The organism is Leucothrix mucor DSM 2157 (assembly GCF_000419525.1).
GTDB lineage: Bacteria > Pseudomonadota > Gammaproteobacteria > Thiotrichales > Thiotrichaceae > Leucothrix > Leucothrix mucor.
The window spans coordinates 4607024-4627395 of sequence record NZ_ATTE01000001.1; the positions used below are offsets into that span (position 1 = coordinate 4607024).

Genomic DNA, 20372 nt, shown 5'->3' on the forward strand with positions numbered 1-20372 from the left:
TAATTTTGCTTAACGGGAGTCCGCAGGCAGTAGCACAGGGCCGGAGTCCATAAACGAAAGGCCGACCTGATCACCATTATTCCAAGGTGTGTTTACTTTACCTGAAACGGCAAATAAATCGCCGAACTCGGTAGCAATACGATATTCCATATGGCTGCCCACATAGGTGGCTTTTTGGATGCTGGCTGGCAGGGTGTTGGCTGCGTCTGGAGCGGATAGCACGATGCGGCTTGGCCGTACGGCAATTACTGCGTCGCCCGTTAGTTGTGCTCTGGCGGGGAGTTCTAAGGTCAACGCGCCAACGCGAACCGTGGCAAGCTCTCCCTGTACCTGTTCAATGGTGCAATCAATCAGATTGGCTTCACCAATGAAGTCGGCAACAAAGGCATCTTGTGGTGCTTCATAAAGCTCTCTTGGTGTGCCGCTTTGAGCAATGCTGGCGTTACGCATCACGATAATACGATCTGATACGGCCAGCGCTTCTTCTTGATCATGCGTGACATAAACTACGGTTAATCCAAGCTTTTGTTGGATTTCCCGAATCTCTTCACGCACCTGGCGGCGCAATTTTGCATCCAGATTGGATAATGGCTCATCGAATAATAAAACCTGAGGCTCCAATACCAAGGCGCGAGCCACTGCTACCCGTTGCTGCTGACCTCCGGAAAGTTGGCTAGGTAAGCGCTTATCAAAACCGGCTAATCCAACCATTTCCAAACCGGCCAGCATGCGCTCGGTAACTTCCTGCTTTTTATAACCGCTGAGCTTCAGGCCATAAGCCACATTTTCACCAACCGTCATATGCGGGAATAGCGCATAGGATTGAAATACCATACTCACATCGCGATCGGTGGCAGGGAGTTGGGTAACATCCTGATCACCAATTAAAATGCGGCCTTCGGTAGCCATTTCGAGTCCGGCAATCATGCGTAAGGTGGTGGTTTTGCCGCAGCCAGAAGGCCCGAGTAAAGTCACCAGTGTGCCAGCAGCAATCTCCAGCGAGACATCATCCACCGCTTTAACAGTTTCACCATACAGCTTGGTCACATTTTTAAAGGTGACTGATGCGGCATTGCTTTTGATCTTGCTCATGGTGTTTTACCTATCATTGTCATGGGGCTAGCCGGGTTCCGGTGCGTTTTATGATTAGCCACTGGAACAGCGTAACCGCGATCAGCATCACCACAATTAGCGTGGTGGAGTAAGCAATAGCCAGTCCGTAGTCGTTGTTTTCAACGCGCCCGATAATGTAGCTGGTGGCCATATTGTATTCTGCACTGACTAAGAAAATCACCGCGCTAATCGCTGTCATGGCGCGTACGAAGCTATACACAATCGCAGCCAGAATCGCCGGACGCATGAGTGGCAATATGATTTTCCGGAAGGTTTGCCAGGCATTTGCACCCAAGGTAAGCGAGGCTTCATCCAAGCTCTTATCCAGTTGCGACATAGAGGCAACGCCAGCACGAACGCCCACTGGCATATTCCTGAAGATAAAGCTGAGTACCAAAATTGCACCGGTGCCGGTTAGCTCAATCGGTGGCACATTAAAGGCCAGAATATAACTTACACCGATTACGGTACCGGGAATGGCGAAGGACAACATGGTGCCAAATTCAAAAGCATTTTTACCGGCAAAGCGTTGGCGCACGAGTAAGTAAGCGGTAACTAAACCAATCATTGCCGTAAAGGGCGCGGCGATGGCAGAGATTTGTAGCGTGGTCCAGAAAGAGTCCCAAGCCGAGCCTTGCCAGAGGATGCCATTGTCATTCCAGCCAATGCCAAAGGCATCGATATAATGGCGGAAGGTGAGGGTGTTATTCAGGCCCCATAGCTCCACAAAACCACCGTAAACAATCATCGCGTAGATCACTAGCGTCATGCAGGTCCAAATTAAAGCGATGGTGTAAGCCGGCCATTTTATGCGACGTGGCAGCTTCGGATGCATGCCGCCATCGCCTTTTCCGGTTGTGGTGGTGTAAGACTTTTTACCCAGCCAGCGCCGTTGTGCAAAGAAGGCTAACAGGGTGAATGTGAGTAGCACGATGGCTAACACTGAGGCTTGCCCCTGATCGTTTTGCGCGCCAACAATGGCGAAGAAAATCTCGGTAGAGAGCACATCAAAATTGCCGCCAAGCACTAGGGGGTTACCAAAGTCGGCCATGCTTTCGATAAAGCCTAGCAAAAAAGCATTCGCTAAACCGGGTCTCATCAGTGGCAATGAAACCGTTCTAAAGGTATGCCATGGCGAGGCGCGTAAGGTTTGTGCAGCTTCTTCCATAGATGGGCTAATGCCTTCAACCACGCCGATCAGCACTAAAAATGCAATCGGGGTAAAGGCCAGCATTTGCGCAATCATAATGCCGGGCATGCCATAGACCCAGCGAGTGGCTTGTAAACCGAATAGATCAGCCACAAACGTGGTGACGCTACCGGAAAGCCCAAACAGCAAAATAATCGCCAAACCAATTACGAATGGTGGGGTGATAATCGGTAATACGGTGAGTGCGCGCAGTACTTTAACGTAGCGAAAGCCGGAGCGCGTGGCGACTAATGCAAAGATTAGTCCTAATAAAGTGGTCGATGCACCCACAACAACACCTAAAAACAGCGAGTTCCATGCTGCGCCACAGCCTCGACTGCCATCCAAGCAGCCCAAGCCCCAAATTTTTGTACTAAAGAATTTCTCTAAAAAGACCGTGATGGAGTAAAGCCCTGCATCATCACGAAATGCATAAGTCAGCATTTGCAGAATGGGATAGAAAATAAAGATCCCAACAATGGCGACTACAAAGCCGATTGCACTAACCACAAACACATCACCATTGACCGCGCCTTTTGCCGCCGCGCCATTGGTGATCATAAATAAGAAGGCGAGTCCTAGTAGTAGCGCGCCATAACCCAGCCCGAATTGCCGGTCGCCCAGTTCGCCGAATAGGGATTCGAAGGCATTTATTTGCCAACCTTGAATCCCAATGGCAAAGCCTTGGCCGAGTAAAAATGCTAAGCCCCCGATACCACAAATCAATAAGAGTCGGGCATAGATGGGGTTAGTTTTGTTTTTAAAGAGCAGTGTGACCGGTGCCAGTAGAAAGCCCACTAGCGGCCATAGCCAGAGTTTTTCACCCTGAGCCAGTAAAAAGGCCGCTGGGGCATAGTCCGAATCAAACGGGTAGCCATCCAGCAGCCATTCAAATGACCAGAAGCCATCCTCCTGAACATACCAAGGTAGCAGCATGAAACCGGCCGTGCCGAGCAGTAATAGCATCAGCACAGTTTTATTGAGGCGGTTGGTCACAGTTCGCTGGCCCTAGTGGTTATTGTGGAAGGTTGCTGACTTCGTCATCCCACTTCTTTAACAAGCGCTTGCGCTCATCAGAAGAGCCGTACTTCTTAAAGTCATAATCTATCAACTTAACCAGCGATAAGTCCGGTGCTTTCGGCGAGCTCTCCGCTGTTTTGTTAGACATCACCTGATAGGCCTTAACTTCCAGAGACCGTGTTTGAACGGGCGCGCTAAGTGCCCAATCATAGAACTTCTTAGCATTCTCAGGATTACGAGCGCCTTTAACGATGCTCATGGAGCCAATTTCATAGCCTGTGCCTTCACAAGGTGCCACCACTTTGATTGGGAAGCCGGAGACTGCCTGCTTCACCGCATCATGCATAAACACGATGCCGATGGTATTTTCACCGCGCGCCGCAGATTTGATTGGTGCCGAGCCTGACTTGGTGTATTGATTGATATTTTTGTGCAGGCCTTTCATAAACTCAAAGCCTTCTTCTTCACCAAATAACTGCACCATGGTGGCGAGTGTGGTGTAAGCGGTTCCGGATGAATTTGGGTTAGCCATTTGCACATGGCCTTTGTATTCTGGTTTAAGCAAGTCTTTCCAGCAGGCAGGGACGGGCAGGTTGTTCTTTGCTAAGAGCTCTTCGTTGTAGCCATAGCCCAATCCACCGAAGTAAATACCAATGGTTTTGTCATCGGCTGAGGTCGCTTGCTTGACGGCCCAGTCGTGCAGCTCTTCGCGCATAGGGGATACATAAGGTTCGGTCAGGCCTTCTTCGGCCGCTTGTAGGTGTGGGTCACCAGTGCCGCCCCACCAAATATCACCTTTAGGGTTACTGGCTTCTGCTTTGAGCTGCGCCATGGTTTCGCCAGAGCTTTTGCGAGTCATGCTAACTTTGATGCCAGTGGCTTCTTCAAAGCCTTTGGCCATGAGTTGGCACCATTCTTCTTGGGCGCTGCAATAGTATGTGAGTTTTTCAGCGGCAAAGGCATTGCCGGTCAGGCAGGAAACAATCAGCCCTGTAGCGGCTAGTCGCGAATACGTAATCATTATTCCTCCTCAGAAATAGTCGTACCGAGCCTTATTGGTACTCCTTGTAGCTAATAAATGCAAATTTTGTTGTTTGTCGAATGTTCGGTGTATGCTGTTCTGGCCAATAGAGGAGGTAGTAAATGAGTGACATTAAGCACGTGGTTTTTGATATCGGGCAGGTGTTTTTACATTGGGATCCAGAGGTGCCATATCGCAGATTGATTCCGAATGTGCAGGAGCGTCAGTGGTTTTTAAGCGAGGTGTGCACACCGGCTTGGAATCGTGAACAAGACCGCGGCCGTGAATGGGTGGATGCGGAAGAGCTGTTAGTCAGAGACTTCCCAGAGCAAGAAGAATTGATTCGGGCTTACCGTCGCGATTGGATTCAAATGCTGACCCACACTATTGATGGCAGCGTGGAGTTGCTACAGCAGGTGATGGATGCTGGTTGGGATGTCACATTACTCACTAACTGGCATCAGGATACTTTTCGTGAAGCGGGCAAAGTACACAGTTTCTTAAGCTCTACGCGCGGTGTAACAGTCTCGGGTGAGGTTAAGTTGATCAAGCCAGACCCTGCCATTTACGAGTTACATGCCACAAACTTTGATTTGGAGCCTACTGCCACCTTGTTCTTCGATGACAGTCCAAATAATGTAAAAGGCGCGCAAGATTCTGGTTGGATAGCTGAGTTATTTACCACGCCAGAGCAAATGCGAGCGGACTTGCAAAAGCACGGCATCCTGTAAGGCAACCTTATAACAGGAGTGAAACCTAGTTCATCCGCAGGGTTGAAGCCTGACCTTTCGGAAGGAGGCTGAAACTTGGCTTAGCGACAATGTCTAAGCTCGTTTTAAGAGCAGGACTCAGTCGCAAGATCACTAATCGCCTGCTCACACTCAGAAATAGCGACCTTCTCTGGCGAGGGCGGAACGGCTTTAATGATTTTACAAGCCGCTGCCTTCGCCCCTGTGTTGCCAGTTTCCTCCAGCTCAAACAGGCCTTCCACCGCTCGCTGCATATGGCAGCCTCGGCGGTTTTCGGTGCTCATGGCAGTGATATAAGCTTCCATGGCTTTGTCCGCTTGCTCGGTTTCCTGATAGCGGTTAGCGATCTCGATATAGAATAATTTGTCGTACAAGGCTTCGCTGATTGGCTCGATTAAACGCGCCTCGCGGCAGCTGGCATTCGCTAAATAACGCTCCAGATCCTTGTCATCAGCATAGGCTTCGGCAACGCATAAACTGTGATGTATCCAGCCCAAGCGCCCATTGAGTTTTATCGCTCGTTTCAGCGCAACTTGTGCCTGATCGGTATTGCGCACTTTGGATTCTAAGCTGGCGGTACTCAGTAAAATACCCATATTGGCCCACGCCACTGCATTCATGCAGTTGTGGGTAATGGCTTCCTGAAACTTCACCAGCGAGTCCTGATACAGGCCGTTATTGAATAACTGCGTGGCATCGCTCTCCAGTTGATTGGCTTGCCGCGAGTCCAGCGTGCTGGCCAGTACTACCATTTGATAGCTTTCTTTGTTCGCTGGAAAACAGTATTTCTCCAGCTTCTCAGCAACGCCCGGCTCTTTTTTGGTTTGCTCATTCCCCTCATCAACTGGAGTGGCGACGGGGTCAGGTGCCAGTACTGGCGCAGGCGCTAAAACTCCCGGATCAACCAGTAAGTCACTCACTTTCGGTTCGGGTAAAATAGATGCCGACGCGCTGACAATGGGATCAATATATGGCGCTCGCGACGGGCTGTATTGCATCGATTTAGCCAGCAGGGAAACATCCTGACAGGCCGCGGAGGCAATAGAGCGCTGAGACTGGCAAAGTTGCGCTAACTTCTTTCCGCTTTCATCACGCAAAAAGGCCAGCACCGGGCCGATGACGCTGCGGGTGTATAAAGTATCCGGATGCTTGGCGAGATCATTACGGAGCTCCTGTAACTTCTGCGGCGTGATATTGCCGTCTTGTAGTTGGCTGCAGTAGTCAAAAAATTCGCTGTGTTTACCTGTTTTATATTCAATCTTGTCGGTATTGCGGGTGCAGAAATAGTAGAGGTTATGGTCTTCGGAGGCGATGCTGAGGATTTCTTTGCTTTTGGCTTCCAGCATCGCAGAAATTAGTTGCAGGTTTAGCCCGTCGCGGCTGGTAGGTGGCAACTGTTTACGTCGCTCAAGGCCAATATCATCTTCATTGAAATTGATAATCCGGCCTTTTAAAGTGATTTGCAGATACAGTTTATTGAGGTTTGGCTGAGTCGTACCAGCTTCTAGATACACCGCGCCATTGAGATTCTTGCGGCCAAATAGCCCCGAAATAAACTCGATGACATTATCGACTGAGATACCGGTTTCCGGCAGCTTAATACTTTCTCCCTCAATCAGAATTTGCTCATTCGAAGTCACTGGCTGACTGATGATGACGCCACCATTACCACGACCCCGGTTAATCTCATCCTGAAAGGTGTTCTCAGCTTGCAGCAAATGGTCTTTGAGAATATTGGCGATAATGCGGCCGGAGTGTGCGTGGTTACCTTGCTCCATGGCGATGGGTACATCAAAAGGTTTGACGACCACCGTATTGCGGCTGGCGTAGGCGTTGTAGAAGATAAAAGCGACCATGGTAAACATCGCCACGGTGGCAGTCAGGCGCAATAAACCAATAAAACGCTCAGTTAACCAGTGCAGGCCTTCAAATAGCTTGCGCAACAGATTCCATACCCGATGCTTTAGAGATCGGGGAGTGGGCTTCTTGCTTGTATCCTCTGTTTGATCGTCAGCCATAGTGGTTTAGCCTGTATCACGTGGTCTTCTTAGTATAGGAAAGAAAATAGAGAATATTTTACTGTTTTTTGTACAGACTGGAGGGCGGTGCGGAATTTAGCAGTAAATCAGTCCACAGCAAGGCATAACCATGCTGCGGACACTTTGCTTATCGCCGACGTATTACAACTGATGAAATAATATCGTTAAAGCGATTATCCACTAAGCAATTATCATTGCCTCGGAAGGTCAATGCACGACCACCGAAGTTATCATGCTCGTAGACGATCATTTCCAGACCATTAGGCACTCTGAGCGCAGATAGGTCATCATTACGAATACCTAAGCGAGTTAACGCACCTAAGTTATAACGCCCTGGTGCCAGATTGCGGGCATATCCTGCAAAATTACAATGTTGATACACCGTCGCCACTGGCGGTGGAGTCGCTCGACGCACGCGAATCGATGAAATCGTGTCGTTGAATTGGTTATCAACCAAGCAATTATCATTGCCCCTGAATATCAGTGCTTTACCACCAAAGTGATGGTGCTGATAGGCGACAATTTCATAACCGGCTTTCACTTTAAGTGCCGACAAATCATCATTGCGAATGCCCAAACGGTTTAGGTCAGCCAGATCATAATTCCCAGGCTGTAGATTGATACCGTATCCGCCGTAGTTGCAGTGCTGGTAAACCGTGGCAACGCCGGGTCTTGGTGGTGGTTGAATCTTGCGAATTTTCAGCGATGATAAGGTGTCATTAAAACGGTCATTCACTAAGCAAGAGTCGTTACCGGAGAAGGTCAGGGAGCGACCCCCGAAGCGATGATGTTCATAAATAGTGATTCGATAACCGGGGTTTAATGAGAGTGATGAGATGTCATCATTGCGAATACCACGGGCATTCAGCGCGGGTAGATCGTAGTCACCGGGGCCGAGTGTGACACGTGCGCCACCGAAGTCGCAGTGCTGATAGAGTGTGGCATTGGCAAAGGCAGAAGCTGGCAAATAAGCGGCGATGGATAACACGCTTAAGGCTGCCAGCCTCTTGATTGAGAGAGTCTTCATATTGGATTTCCTCACAGCGTCAGATTTAGTTCTGACTTCTCTAAAGCGTAGTACAGTCTCTGAGTTTTGCAGGGAATCCTTTGATTTTTATGCAGTTTGCGTCAGGCGCGCATCCTCCAAAATCATATCCGCACCTTTCTCAGCAATCATAATCGCCGGTGCATTGGTATTGCCTGAAACAATTTCCGGCATGATCGAGGCATCAATCACGCGCAAGCCGGTAATGCCATGCACTTGCAGGCGATCATTCACTACGGCCATTTCATCATGTCCCATTTTGCAGGTGCTGGTTGGGTGGTAAATGGTTTGGCTAAAGCGGCGCGCGGCATCCAGTAATTCTTCATCGGTTTGGAATTGGCGGCCGGGAACATACTCATCAATAATGTGTGGCTTGAGCGCTGGCGCGTCGGCAATCTTACGAGCAATTTTCACGCTCTCTACCGCCACTTTTAGATCGCGCTCATCCGATAAGTAATTGGGATGAATCGCCGGATGCTCAAAAGGGTCACTGGATTTAATCTCAATATAACCACGGCTGTGCGGGCGCAGCTGACACACCGACGCAGTAAAGGCCGAGAAAGGGTGCACGCCATCACCCGGTTTATCAGCACTCAGCGGCTGCATATGAAATTGAATATCAGGGCGGTCAAGACTGGGATCTGTTTTGGTGAATGCGGCAATCTGGCTAGCGGCTAAAGTCAGCGGCCCAGTGCGCTTCAGTATGTATTGCAAGCCAACCTTAAACTGTTTGAAGTAACTATTAAGCTCGTCATTCAAGGTGCTTTCACTGGTTTTAAATACCAAGCGAATTTGCAGATGGTCTTGCAGGTTTTGCCCAACGCCCGGCAAATCTTTGACTACCGGAATCTGATGTTTATCTAACAATGCTTTAGAGCCGACTCCTGATAATTGCAGAATCTGTGGCGAACCAATCGCGCCCGCCGAGAGAATCACTTCCTTATTGGCATGCACCTGTTGCAGCTTTTCACCTTTGTAAAATTCAACACCCACTGCCCGAGTGCCACTAAATAAAACACGACCAATGTGCGCACGGGTTTTGACGGTGAGGTTGGGGCGCTTACGAGCTGGCTTTAAAAAGCCTTTCGCGGTACTCCAGCGAAACCCCTTATAGGCTGTCTGTTGAAAATAGCCAACGCCTTCCTGGGTTTCACCATTGTAATCATGATTGCGGGGAATGCCGGCTTGAATTGCCGCTTCGATAAAATGATCAGCAATCGGGCGTCTTAAGCGCAAATCGGACACCTTTAATGGGCCACCGACGCCGTGATATTTATTCTCGCCACGCTCCTGATCTTCAGACTTTTTGAAATAGGGAAGCACGTTTTCGTAAGACCAGCCTTTATTGCCAAGCGCTTCCCAGCGATCATAATCCTCAGCTTGTCCGCGTACATACAGCAAGCCGTTTAGCGAGCTGGAGCCCCCCAGTACTTTACCGCGTGGCCATTGCAGGCGACGTTGGTTAATACCGGTATCCGGCTCGGTCATATAGCACCAATCGGTACCGGGGTTGTGCATGGTTTTGAAGTAACCGACGGGAACATGAATCCACGGATTAACATCCGCCCCTCCAGCTTCCAGTAGCAAAACACGATTATTGGGATCGGCTGACAACCTGTTGGCCAGTACACAGCCAGATGAGCCAGCACCAATAATGATGTAGTCATAAGCGTCCTGTTGCGGACCTTGGTCAGGGGATTGTGGCATTCAGATTTTCTCCTCGTAAGTCTCGATAAACTATCGATTGCTACAGTTTTTAAACTGATATTTCAAATAATGAGATCATTCGTATCAAAAAACAATAAGAATATTTGATTTTTAGTATTGTTTATGATCTTATGAATTCAAGCCGGACTAATCGTTTGGCTGTCTCAATAGGAGGAGATCGATGTACAAAGATGACTCAACTGGCGTCTCTCGCCGTGATTTTATGCGTGTTTCCGGACGTTATGGTATGACGTCAACCCTGCTTGCTGCAGGTGCTCTGGGAACTACCGCCTCTCTGTCTCAACTGGCTCGTGCTGCTGAAGAAACTGATAAGCAGCGCTACGCTGTAGAACCTAAATTCAAACTCAAATTCGGCGCGTCTGGCTTTAATGACGCCAATCTGGATATCCAAAAATCAGGCCAGCTGTTTTTTGCTCGTGATATCGAAGAGCGTACTAATGGTGCGATTCGTGTCGAGTTTATTGGTAGCAACCAAATCTGTGGGCAAGTCGACTGTGTTAAGAAAACACAGCAGGGTATTGTCGATATGTATTCCGCATCCACCCAAAACTCAGCCGGTGGCGCACCGTATCTGAATGTGCTGGATTATGCCTACATGTTCCCATCCCGCGCGGCGCAATATCACTTCCTGTACAGCCATAAGAGTGAAGCGCTGCTGCGTGAACCGCTGCGTCAAAAGCACAAGTTACAATTCCTGTTCTCTCACTGTGAGTTGCGTGGCCTGCAGCTTGGTTTGAAGTGGGCAGATAAGCCATTAGTGCAGTCCGTTAAAGAGTTAGCGGGGACCAAGAACCGCGTAACCGGCACGCAGTTAGGGCGTATCGCCATGCAATTGATGGATCTGAATCCGGTACCAGTGGCTTGGTCTGAGACGTTGGATGCCTTGAAAACCGGTTTGATTGATGGGGCTGAGACTTGGGCTGGTGCGGTGGCTTATGCCGGTATGTCTCCAGTGGTGTCTCAGTCGGTTGATCTGAAATTCTTCTGCGGTACTGAGCACACGTCAATGAGTTTGCCAGTGTTCGATAAGTTGGGTTCTGCACTGCAAGAGGCGGTGATGGAGTCTTCTTATACCGCGCAGATCTTCACGCAAGGCATGAACGAAGCAGCATTATTCGACATCGTGGGTGGTACAACGCCACAGAAGCCAGGCACAGTATTTGCTCAAAATGGTACCCGTGTGGCAACCCTGTCGGATGCGGCGATCAAAGAAGCGGAAGAAATGTGTTCACCAGAGTTTGTGCCAGAGCCCTGGGAGCAGTGGCGTGAGCGTTTGAACAAATGGTCCGGCGGGCACGATACGTACAAAGAAATCTACGACATCGCGCGTGAGATTCCAAAGGACATGTCCGCAGTCAATGTTAAACCGAATCGCTGGTGGAGAGGCTGATCCTGTCAGCGCCACTGGTTTAAACGTGTTCTAAGTATGGGCAGGTGCCGAGGGGTGCCTGTTCATGCTTTGACTAATGAGGGGAAATTATCGCATGGTCGTACTTCGCTTTCTATTAAGATGGCTGGATAATAATGCCGAAAAAGTCGTTATTATCATTGCCTATACCGCGATGGCCGGCATTATCTTTGTTGAGGTAATCCGACGATTTGTCTTTAGTGTGCAAGCTCCCTGGAGTACCACCATCCCGGTTCTGCTGTTCTTATGGCTGACGTGGTTTGGTGCCTCGTACAACATCAAAAAACGCACCCATCTTGCGCTGTCGGAAGTGCGCAGCCGGATGCCCGCTAAGATGCAATTATATTGTCTTGGCTTGGATGCGATTTTATGGATTGTGTTTGCGTCCATCGTTATCTACTACACCACCATTCAGGTCTACATCTCCTATGATAACTTCGCGATTGTCGGTGGTACCGATGATGTCATGGAGTGGTGGTTCTATCTGGCGACGCCGTTGGCCTGGAGCCTGCTGGTGATTCGCGTTATTCAGAATTTCATTGAAGATCTTGGCAAGTATAAACGCGGCGAGCCGTTTATCTTACAAGGCCTGTTAAACGACGATTAGGAGATAATTCATGGATCAGAACCTATGGGTGACGGTTATCTCCGTCGCAGTGACACTCTTGTTCATTATCGGAGTGCCAATCTTTTTGGTAATCGGATTTTGGGTCGTCGGTGTCAGTATTGTTATTGATTTTACCTTGGCCAATGTGGGCGTTACGCTGTTTGAAGGCTTGAGCTTCTTTGGTCTTCTGGCGCTGCCGCTGTTTATTATGACAGGTGACCTGATTAATGCCGCCGGTATCGCTAAACGCTTATCCGACTTTGCTTATTCGCTATTGGGCTTTGCCCGTGGTGGTTTGGGTATGGCGGCCATCAGCGCCTGCGGCATGTTCGCGGCCATTTCCGGTTCAAACTCAGGGACTACGGCCACTATCGGAAGCATTATGCATCCGGAGATGACGAAAGGTGGCTACGATAAAACCTTTGCGGCAGCGACGATTGCCGCCGGTGGTACGGTGGGGATTATCATTCCGCCCAGTATTATTTTTATTGTGTATGGCTTCCTGCTAAACCTGCCGATTAGTGAGTTGTTTATTGCTGGGATGTTGCCGGGCTTACTTATGGTTGTGGCGATGATGTTCACCTGCTGGGTGATCAGCCGACGCAACGGTTGGGGCCATATTATTAAGTTTGAACCTAAGCGGATTCTGCGTACCGGTTTACGCGCCTACCTTGGTTTCCTTGCGATTATTATCGTGGTTTACGGGATTTACTCCGGTACTTTCTCACCTACAGAAGCGGCCAGTGTCACGGTGGGTTTTAGTGTGTTAGCCGGTATCTTGGTCACTCGTGAAATTAAGATTCGTAACTTGCCTGCGATCTTAATGCGCTCCGGTCACATCACCGGAATGCTCGCGCCGTTAATTGCAGTGTCGGTCGTTATGCAGCAGATTTTGTCATTGCTGGGTGCGGGTGAATACGTGGGCGGGTTGATCTCTGGCTTAGGCGATCCATTCTGGATTCTGATTGCTTGCATGATGTTGGTACTGGCAGCGGGAACGGTGTTGGAGAGCTTGCCTAACACCATTATCTTAGCGCCGATTTTGGCACCAATTGCCTATACCGCCGGTGTTGACCCGATTCACTTCGCGGTAATCTTCTTAGTGGGTGATGCAATCGGCTTTATTACACCACCTTATGGGTTGAATCTGTATGTTGCCAGTGGCATCACCGGTATCCCTTATTTGCAGATCGTAAAGCACGTGATTCCATACCTCGTTGCACTCATGGCTGCTTGGTTCCTGGTGGCGTTTTGGCCTCCGCTTTCACTGTTCTTACTACAGTTCGGAGGGCTTAACTAAGGCTCGATTTATTTGATGTTAAGAAGGAGTCTGATAAGCTGCACGACAGCCCGATAAATTATCAACAGGACGCCATGTCAAAAACAGTCAGTTCGAGTTCAACATTACTTCGTGGCCTCGCAATATTGGAAAATATTGCTGAGGCTCCACGGGGGCTTTCGACCGCTGAGTTAGTGGAGATTTTGGGGCTGCCAAAGCCAACCGTCCACCGTATTGCTCAGCAGCTTGAAGATGAAGGGTATCTGCAACGGACCCCGACCGACCGCCGTTTTGTGGTGGGGCATCTGCTTAAGAAATTTTCCATTAATATCATTTCAAACGACACTGTTGGCGCACCGCGTCATGCCATTCTTGAGGCGTTATCTGAAGAGATTGGCGAGACTTGCAACTGCACCATGCTGGACGGCAATCACACTTTGTATTTCGATCGGGTGGAATGCAATTGGCCGATCAAGGTTGACCTGCATCCCGGCTCACGACTGCCGTTACATGCCACTGCCAGTGGTAAGTTGTTTTTGGCGCATATGAAGCCGCAGGAACGTAAGCGTTTATTGAATGCTGCGCCACTTTCCCGCAATACCGTACGTACTATTGTGTCTCCAGAGCTGTTGGAAGTGGAGCTTAAAAAGATCAAAGAAGAAGGCATTGGCTACGATAATGAAGAGCTGCTGGATGGCATGGTCGCTGTTGCGGTGCCGGTTTTTGATAGCGCCAATCGGGTTTCTTTTACGTTGGCCGTGCATGCACCGACAACCCGACGTAAAATAGAGGACTTACGCCAGTATATTCCTTCGCTCAGGCGCGCCGCAGCTGCTTTGGCGGCCTGCTATTGCGATCCTGAAGAGTCTGTTTAACTTATTTGCAACCGGGAACCACCATTTTGCATACCCTCGCCGACCTTAAAGCCGGGCTGCTAAAGCATGCCACGCGCCTGCAGCTGTCAGAAAACCTGACTGAATTCCCCACTGAAATTTTTGATCTGGCGGATACGCTGGAAACCTTAGATCTATCTGGCAATGCGCTCACTAGCCTGCCGGATGATTTCGCGCGTTTAACACAGTTAAAAGTGCTATTTCTATCCAATAACCAGTTTGAAGTGCTGCCGGACGTACTGGCCGAGTGCCCGAAGCTGGAGATGATTGGGTTTAAAGCCAACCGCATTCACACCGTTGCTGAAAATGCCTTACCCAAAGCCACGCGCTGGTTGATTTTAACCGATAACCAAATTGGGCAACTGCCAGACTCTATGGGGCAATTAGCATCCTTGCAAAAGCTGATGCTGGCGGGTAATAAGCTGACCAGTTTGCCAGAGTCGATGGCCAATTGCCGTGCGCTGCAGTTATTGCGCATCTCGGCCAACGAGCTAACAGCCTTGCCTGAGTTTTTACTGCAATTACCCAAGCTGGCTTGGCTGGCTTATTCTGGTAATCCCTTTTGTGGTGAGTTTGCAGCCGACCCAGCCGCTTTTGTGAATGTGAGCTTTGATGATATCGAGCAGCATGAAGTCTTAGGGCAGGGCGCATCCGGTGTGATTTATCGGGCATCTTGGGTGAAATCACCAGCCGAGTTAGCAGATGCTGAGCAGCCAATTGCCGTTAAAGTTTTTAAGTCGAATGTGACTAGCGATGGCTATCCGGTGGATGAGTTACACGCTTGTTTAGCCGCGGGTAATCACGATAACTTAGTGCAGTTGCTGGCGCGTGTTGAGCAGCCGGAGCAGTTGGGCTTGGTAATGGGTTTGATCCCGGAAAGCTTTGATAACTTGGGCGAGCCACCGACCTTTGCCAGCTGTACCCGCGACCATTTTGATGATGACTTTATGTTATCGACCGAAGCGGTCAGCCTGATTGCTAATCAGATGGCTGGCGTGCTGGTATATCTTTGGGAGCAGGGGATTTGCCATGGCGACTTGTACGCGCACAACATCCTGATTAATCCGGAGGCCGAAGTATTATTCGGTGATTTCGGAGCGGCGTCATCGTTAGCGGGTTTAAGTGCGGGGCAGCGTAGCGGTCTGGAAAAACTAGAAGTGCGCGCATTTGGTTGTTTGCTGGAGGATTTGCTAGGTAGTAGCTATGATGGCGATGATTTCCCTGATTTATTTGAGCCGCTGATTATGCTGAAAAACCGTTGTATGCATCCAAAGCCTGCGGCGCGTCCTAGCTTGGCGGACATTAAAGCCGAATTACAAAAGTTATAAGAGACTATTATGGAAGAGTTTAAATTAGATGACCGTGGTTATATCGAGTTGAATAGCTTGTTAAAAGTCACGGGCATGATTGATAGCGGCGGATTGGCTAAAAGCCTGATCGCAGACGGACATGTCACCGTGAATGGTGAAGTGGAGTTGCGTAAGCGCTGTAAAATCTACACGGATACGATTGTTGAGTTTGATGGGCAGAAGGTGCACGTCGTTTAATCGCACACCTTGCCAAGTCCTGCCTAAGTTGCTGATTAGCAGTTAGGCAGGGTACAGATTGGCTTAGTCGTAAGACTGAAAATATTCTAAGTGACACGTATAGCCGCCCGGATTCTTCTCCAAATAATCCTGATGATAGTCTTCCGCATCGTAAAACACGTCAAAGGCTTCCAACGACGTTGCTACTGGTGCAGGCCATTTGCCTGACTCATCCACAAACTTAATCATGGCTGCTGCTTCGGCTTTCTCTTCTTCATTCTGATAGAAAATCGCTGAGCGATAAGATGTACCAATGTCATTACCCTGACGGTTACGCGTGGTCGGGTTATGAATGCGGAAGAAGTATTCCAGCAACTCGCGATAGCTCATGATCTCATCGTCGTATTCGATCAGCATCGCTTCGGCGTGGCCTTCATGGCTTTTATAAGTCGGGTTTGGGGCAACGCCACCGGTGTAGCCAACTTCAGTGTTAATAATGCCGTCTTGCTTTCGGATCAGGTCTTCCATTCCCCAAAAACAGCCGCCGGCCAAATAGGCTTTCTTAATCATTTTACGCTCCGTGTTTGTCTGTGTGATTTCGCTAACAGTATCCATACCGCGAGCGGGATGCAATATTCAGGAGTGCGCTAATGATATTAAAAAATGTCTGGAAACAAAAATTGCCGACCTCTAGCTAAAGGATAGTAGAGTGGTCGGCAATTAGTGCGATTTATTCTGCTGTGCAGAAAAACTTATAACTCAGCGTTGTGATAAACGTTCTGAACATCGTCCAGCTCGTTCAACATATCCATGAATTTTTCAAACATTGCGGTATCGTCTTCGCCACTGATCTGCGTCATCACTTGTGGCAGGAACTGAATCTCATCCACTTCAAAATCAGCATCCGGCACCACACTTAAAATGGCTTGTCTGGTTTTACCGTACTGATCGTGCGGTGCAAACACAGAGATCATGCCATCTTCGTTTTCGATATCAGTGACATCAACATCCGCTTCCATCAGCGCATCTAGTACCGCTTCTTCGTCATCGCCGGCAAATTTGAAAATCGCCAGATGATCGAACATGTGAGTCACTGAGCCCTGAGTACCGATTTTGCAATTGGTCTTCGTGAAGCACAGGCGAACATCACCAAAGGTACGGTTCGGGTTATCCGTTAGCGTATCGATAATCGCCATGCAGTTGCCAGGGCCGTAGCCTTCGTAGCGAGCAGGGTAGTAATCTTCACCACCGCCGCCTTTGGCTTTCTCGATACCTTTTTCAATAACGTGAGTAGGAACCTGGTCCTTTTTTGCGCGCTCAATTAAGCTGCGAAGCGCAAGGTTACCCTCAGGGTCAACACCTCCTGCTTTGGCGCAAACATAGATTTCGCGTCCGTACTTACTGTAAACCTTGGCCTTCATATTTGAAGTCTTGGCCATGGATTCTTTGCGGTTTTGGTACGCTCTTCCCATTACGCGGCTGCTCCGTAGAAACTGTTAAAGAGGCGAATTCTAACGCTTTTGAGGCAGCTTAGGAAACGTTTAGTTCGGCTGAGCCCTTACATTAACAATCTGTTACTTGACCTAGGTCAAAGATGATTTTCAGCCCGTCATTGATAATTCGCAATGAATTTTATGAGTGATGCTTGCGTAAGGAGCGATGCATGAGTGAGTTAGCCTACAATGATAAAGTAGTGCGCCAGTTCTCGATTATGACCATTATCTGGGGCATAGTCGGGATGAGTGTTGGCGTACTCATCGCTGCGCAATTAGCGTGGCCAGCCCTGAATTTCGACGTCTCGTTTTTGACATTCAGCCGATTAAGACCCTTGCACACCAATGCGGTTATTTTTGCATTTGGCGGAAGCGCATTGTTCGCGACCTCCTACTACATCGTGCAGCGCACCTGTCAGGTTCCCTTATTTGCGCCTAAGTTGGCGGCTTTCACCTTTTGGGGTTGGAATCTGGTCATCGTATTAGCCGCGCTGACACTGCCATTCGGCTTCACCCAATCTAAAGAATACGCTGAGCTGATCTGGCCCATCGATATTCTGATTACGATTGTTTGGGTGGCTTACGGCGTGGTGTTCTTCGGAACATTGGTCAAACGTAAAGTCTCACATATCTATGTGGCTAACTGGTTCTTTGCCGCTTACATCATCACCATTGCGGTACTGCACATCGTCAATAACTTGGCTGTACCGGTGAGTTTGACTGAGTCCTACCCTGTATTCTCTGGCGCGGTCGATGCCATGAGCCAGTGGTGGTATGGTCATAACGCCGTAGGTTTCTTCCTAACGGCTGCCTTCTTGGGAATGATGTATTACTTCGTGCCTAAGCAAGCAAACCGTCCGGTTTATTCTTATCGCTTATCCGTGGTTCACTTCTGGGCGCTGATCTCTGTATACATGTGGGCTGGCCCGCATCACTTGCACTACACCGCATTACCCGATTGGGCGCAGTCATTAGGCATGGTGTTCTCACTCATCCTGCTCGCGCCATCTTGGGGTGGAATGATCAACGGTATCATGACCATGTCCGGTGCTTGGCATAAGCTGCGCTCCGATCCGATTCTGAAGTTCATGATCGTCTCCCTGTCATTCTACGGAATGTCTACCTTTGAAGGCCCGATGATGTCGATTAAGACGGTTAACGCCTTGTCACATTACACCGACTGGACCATTGGCCACGTGCATTCCGGTGCGCTGGGTTGGGTTGCCTTTATCGTTATCGGTTCGATCTATGCCTTGATTCCAAAGCTGTACGGCAAAGCGGAAATGTACAGCACTTCCTTAATTAACACGCACTTCTGGCTGGCCACCATTGGCGTACTGCTATACATCGCAGCGATGTGGATTGCGGGCGTTATGCAAGGTCTGATGTGGAATGCAGTAAACGATGACGGCACCTTAACGTATGCCTTTATCGAGAGTATTAAAGCGACCTTCCCGTACTACGTGGTGCGTTTCTTAGGTGGCCTGATGTTCCTCGGCGGCATGTTTATGATGGCGTACAACGTGTACAAAACCATCTACCAAGTGAAGCCAGTCGTCATCAGCATTAAACCCGCTGTTGCAGTGCAAGGAGCATAAGTCATGAAACACGATTTTATTGAAAGAAATGTCGGCGTGATGGGTGTGTTAATTGCGCTTGTCATCAGTGTGGCCGGTTTGGCGGAGATTGTGCCGCTCATGTATCAGGCACAGACCACCAAGCCAGCGCCTGGCGTGGTGCCCTATCCTCCGGTGGAATTAGCCGGTCGCGATGTGTATGTGAGTGAAGGTTGCTACAACTGCCATTCTCAAATGATTCGTCCGTTTGTATCTGAGAGCTTGCGTTACGGACCAGCATCGGTGGCGGGTGAGTCAGTGTATGACCGTCCGTTCCAGTGGGGCTCCAAGCGTACCGGGCCTGATCTGGCGCGGGTTGGTGGTCGTTACACCGATGAATGGCACCGCATGCACTTGATGAATCCACGTGATTTGGTACCTGAGTCCAATATGCCGGGCTTCCCTTGGTTGGCAGAGCGCACGGTTGATCCTGAGCTGATCACTACCAAGATGAATGTGCTGACCATGCTGGGCCATCCTTATACCCAAGAGCAAATCGACGGTGCGGCTGAAAAAGTGAAAGGCGTTACCGAGATGGATGCCCTGATTGCGTATCTGCAATTCCTTGGCGTAGCCAATAACGGGAGGGCGAAGCAATGAGCGGAACCTTTAGTGGAGTGATGACGGCGATCTTAATCGTCGTGTTTCTCGGCATCGTATTTTGGGCTTATAGCAAACGCAACAAAGCAACATTCGAGAAGATGGCGCACATGCCATTAGAGGATGATGCACCGGTTAAAAAGGAGAGCAGCCATGAGTGACGGTTGGAGTTGGTACATCATCATTTTGGTGATTGGAAATATTGTTGGGGTGTCTTGGTTATTGTTTGTCACCGCACGACCTAATGGTAAAGACGAAGAGTCGACCACTGGCCACGTGTGGGATGAAACACTGGAAGAATATAACAACCCACTACCGAGCTGGTGGCTGTGGTTGTTCGTGATCACCATCGTGTTTGCCCTGATTTACCTGTACTGGTATCCCGGTTTAGGTAACTACAAAGGCGCATTGAAGTGGACTCAAACCTCACAGTTTGAAGAAGCACGTGAGGAGATGATTGATCGCCAAAAGTTGGCGTTTGAGAAGTTTGCAGACCTGGATATTACAGAGTTAGCAAAGAATCCTGCGGCAATGCAAACGGCTGAGCGCTTGTTCTCCAATAACTGCGCAAGCTGCCATGGTTCGGCGGCGCAGGGTGCGAAAGGCTTCCCGAATCTGACGGATAACGATTGGCTGTACGGCAACTCACCTGAGCAAATCGAGCACTCGATTGTAAAAGGGCGTGCTGGCGTGATGCCAAAGCTGGGCTTAAACGAAGTACAGGTGGCGCAAGTCTCCAATTACGTACTGACTTTGGGTAGCCGCGCGGCAGAAGCCGATGCTGAGGAAGCGAAGAAAGGTGAGGCTTTATTTGCAACCTGCATGGCGTGTCATGGGCCAGATGCTAAAGGGAACATCCTAATGGGTGCGCCTAATCTAACCGATGATATCTGGCTGCATGGCTCTGAGTTGGCACAAATTCAGGATGTTATTCTGAATGGCCGTCAAAGCCAGATGCCCGCGCATGAGACCTTGCTGACTAAAGCCGAAACCAAGCTTTTGACAGCTTACGTCACATCCTTATCCAAGTAATTTAAGGAGGACAC

19 protein-coding genes are annotated in these 20372 nt (G+C 49.4%); 11 read left to right on the plus strand and 8 right to left on the minus strand.

What is annotated here, in order from left to right; all coding sequences use genetic code 11:
- Positions 1-9: 9 nt before the first annotated feature.
- The 3 genes from LEUMU_RS0121055 to LEUMU_RS0121065 are packed head-to-tail and all read right to left on the minus strand — an operon-like array spanning position 10 to position 4343.
- On the minus strand, positions 10-1092 hold the full coding sequence (locus tag LEUMU_RS0121055; RefSeq protein ID WP_022954288.1) for an ABC transporter ATP-binding protein: 1083 nt from the start codon (positions 1090-1092) through the stop codon (positions 10-12).
- Positions 1093-1111: 19 nt separating this feature from the next.
- Positions 1112-3298: an ABC transporter permease gene (locus LEUMU_RS0121060; protein WP_022954289.1), complete on the minus strand. Its 2187-nt coding sequence runs from the start codon at positions 3296-3298 to the stop codon at positions 1112-1114.
- Positions 3299-3317: 19 nt separating this feature from the next.
- Complete coding sequence (locus LEUMU_RS0121065; RefSeq protein ID WP_022954290.1) at positions 3318-4343, minus strand: ABC transporter substrate-binding protein; 1026 nt, start codon at positions 4341-4343, stop codon at positions 3318-3320.
- A gap of 122 nt (positions 4344-4465) precedes the next feature.
- On the opposite strand from LEUMU_RS0121065, the gene LEUMU_RS0121070 reads away from it, so the two are divergent.
- Positions 4466-5074, plus strand: coding sequence for an HAD family hydrolase (locus tag LEUMU_RS0121070; RefSeq protein ID WP_022954291.1), 609 nt, complete (start codon positions 4466-4468; stop codon positions 5072-5074).
- A gap of 104 nt (positions 5075-5178) precedes the next feature.
- Here the strand turns inward: LEUMU_RS0121070 and LEUMU_RS0121075 are convergent, their stop codons facing one another.
- The 3 genes from LEUMU_RS0121075 to LEUMU_RS0121085 all read right to left on the minus strand — a co-directional run bounded on the left by LEUMU_RS0121075 (position 5179) and on the right by LEUMU_RS0121085 (position 9883).
- Positions 5179-7110 carry a hypothetical protein gene (locus LEUMU_RS0121075; RefSeq protein ID WP_040504001.1) on the minus strand — a complete coding sequence of 644 codons (1932 nt, stop codon included), beginning with the start codon at positions 7108-7110 and terminating at the stop codon, positions 5179-5181.
- A 148-nt stretch (positions 7111-7258) separates the two neighbouring features.
- The gene (locus LEUMU_RS28375) at positions 7259-8158 is read right to left on the minus strand and encodes a beta/gamma crystallin-related protein (RefSeq protein WP_022954293.1); all 900 of its coding nucleotides are present in this window, start codon (positions 8156-8158) and stop codon (positions 7259-7261) included.
- A gap of 87 nt (positions 8159-8245) precedes the next feature.
- Entirely contained in the window at positions 8246-9883 is a 1638-nt protein-coding gene (locus LEUMU_RS0121085) for a GMC family oxidoreductase (RefSeq protein WP_022954294.1), read from the minus strand.
- Positions 9884-10064: 181 nt separating this feature from the next.
- Here LEUMU_RS0121085 and LEUMU_RS0121090 point away from each other — a divergent pair, with 181 nt between their 5' ends.
- From LEUMU_RS0121090 to LEUMU_RS0121115, 6 genes are all read left to right on the plus strand, one after another.
- Entirely contained in the window at positions 10065-11294 is a 1230-nt protein-coding gene (locus LEUMU_RS0121090) for a TRAP transporter substrate-binding protein (RefSeq protein ID WP_022954295.1), read from the plus strand.
- Positions 11295-11388: 94 nt separating this feature from the next.
- Complete coding sequence (locus LEUMU_RS0121095; protein WP_022954296.1) at positions 11389-11919, plus strand: TRAP transporter small permease; 531 nt, start codon at positions 11389-11391, stop codon at positions 11917-11919.
- A 10-nt stretch (positions 11920-11929) separates the two neighbouring features.
- On the plus strand, positions 11930-13219 hold the full coding sequence (locus tag LEUMU_RS0121100) for a TRAP transporter large permease (RefSeq protein WP_022954297.1): 1290 nt from the start codon (positions 11930-11932) through the stop codon (positions 13217-13219).
- 74 nt (positions 13220-13293) lie between these two features.
- Positions 13294-14073, plus strand: coding sequence for an IclR family transcriptional regulator (locus tag LEUMU_RS0121105; RefSeq protein WP_022954298.1), 780 nt, complete (start codon positions 13294-13296; stop codon positions 14071-14073).
- A 26-nt stretch (positions 14074-14099) separates the two neighbouring features.
- Positions 14100-15419, plus strand: a complete 1320-nt coding sequence (locus LEUMU_RS0121110; protein ID WP_022954299.1) for a leucine-rich repeat-containing protein kinase family protein — start codon at positions 14100-14102, stop codon at positions 15417-15419.
- A 9-nt stretch (positions 15420-15428) separates the two neighbouring features.
- Positions 15429-15638 carry an RNA-binding S4 domain-containing protein gene (locus tag LEUMU_RS0121115; protein ID WP_022954300.1) on the plus strand — a complete coding sequence of 70 codons (210 nt, stop codon included), beginning with the start codon at positions 15429-15431 and terminating at the stop codon, positions 15636-15638.
- A 63-nt stretch (positions 15639-15701) separates the two neighbouring features.
- Here LEUMU_RS0121115 and msrA read toward each other — a convergent pair whose 3' ends face one another.
- Both msrA and LEUMU_RS0121125 read right to left on the minus strand, forming a co-directional pair.
- Positions 15702-16187 (minus strand): peptide-methionine (S)-S-oxide reductase MsrA, encoded by a 486-nt coding sequence (gene msrA, locus LEUMU_RS0121120; protein ID WP_022954301.1) that lies wholly within the window; start codon positions 16185-16187, stop codon positions 15702-15704.
- Positions 16188-16369: 182 nt separating this feature from the next.
- Positions 16370-17089 carry a YebC/PmpR family DNA-binding transcriptional regulator gene (locus tag LEUMU_RS0121125; protein ID WP_022954302.1) on the minus strand — a complete coding sequence of 240 codons (720 nt, stop codon included), beginning with the start codon at positions 17087-17089 and terminating at the stop codon, positions 16370-16372.
- Between the two features lie 191 nt (positions 17090-17280).
- On the opposite strand from LEUMU_RS0121125, the gene ccoN reads away from it, so the two are divergent.
- From ccoN to ccoP, 4 genes are read left to right on the plus strand one after another with little or no spacing between them, the layout of a single operon-like run.
- A complete protein-coding gene (gene ccoN, locus LEUMU_RS0121130) occupies positions 17281-18708 on the plus strand; it encodes a cytochrome-c oxidase, cbb3-type subunit I (RefSeq protein ID WP_022954303.1) in 1428 nt (475 codons plus the stop codon).
- Between the two features lie 3 nt (positions 18709-18711).
- A complete protein-coding gene (gene ccoO, locus LEUMU_RS0121135) occupies positions 18712-19326 on the plus strand; it encodes a cytochrome-c oxidase, cbb3-type subunit II (RefSeq protein ID WP_022954304.1) in 615 nt (204 codons plus the stop codon).
- A complete protein-coding gene (locus LEUMU_RS0121140) occupies positions 19323-19487 on the plus strand; it encodes a cbb3-type cytochrome oxidase subunit 3 (protein ID WP_022954305.1) in 165 nt (54 codons plus the stop codon). The genes ccoO and LEUMU_RS0121140 overlap by 4 nt, the downstream gene beginning before the upstream one ends.
- Positions 19480-20358, plus strand: a complete 879-nt coding sequence (gene ccoP / locus LEUMU_RS0121145) for a cytochrome-c oxidase, cbb3-type subunit III (RefSeq protein WP_022954306.1) — start codon at positions 19480-19482, stop codon at positions 20356-20358. The genes LEUMU_RS0121140 and ccoP overlap by 8 nt, the downstream gene beginning before the upstream one ends.
- Positions 20359-20372: the final 14 nt, after the last annotated feature.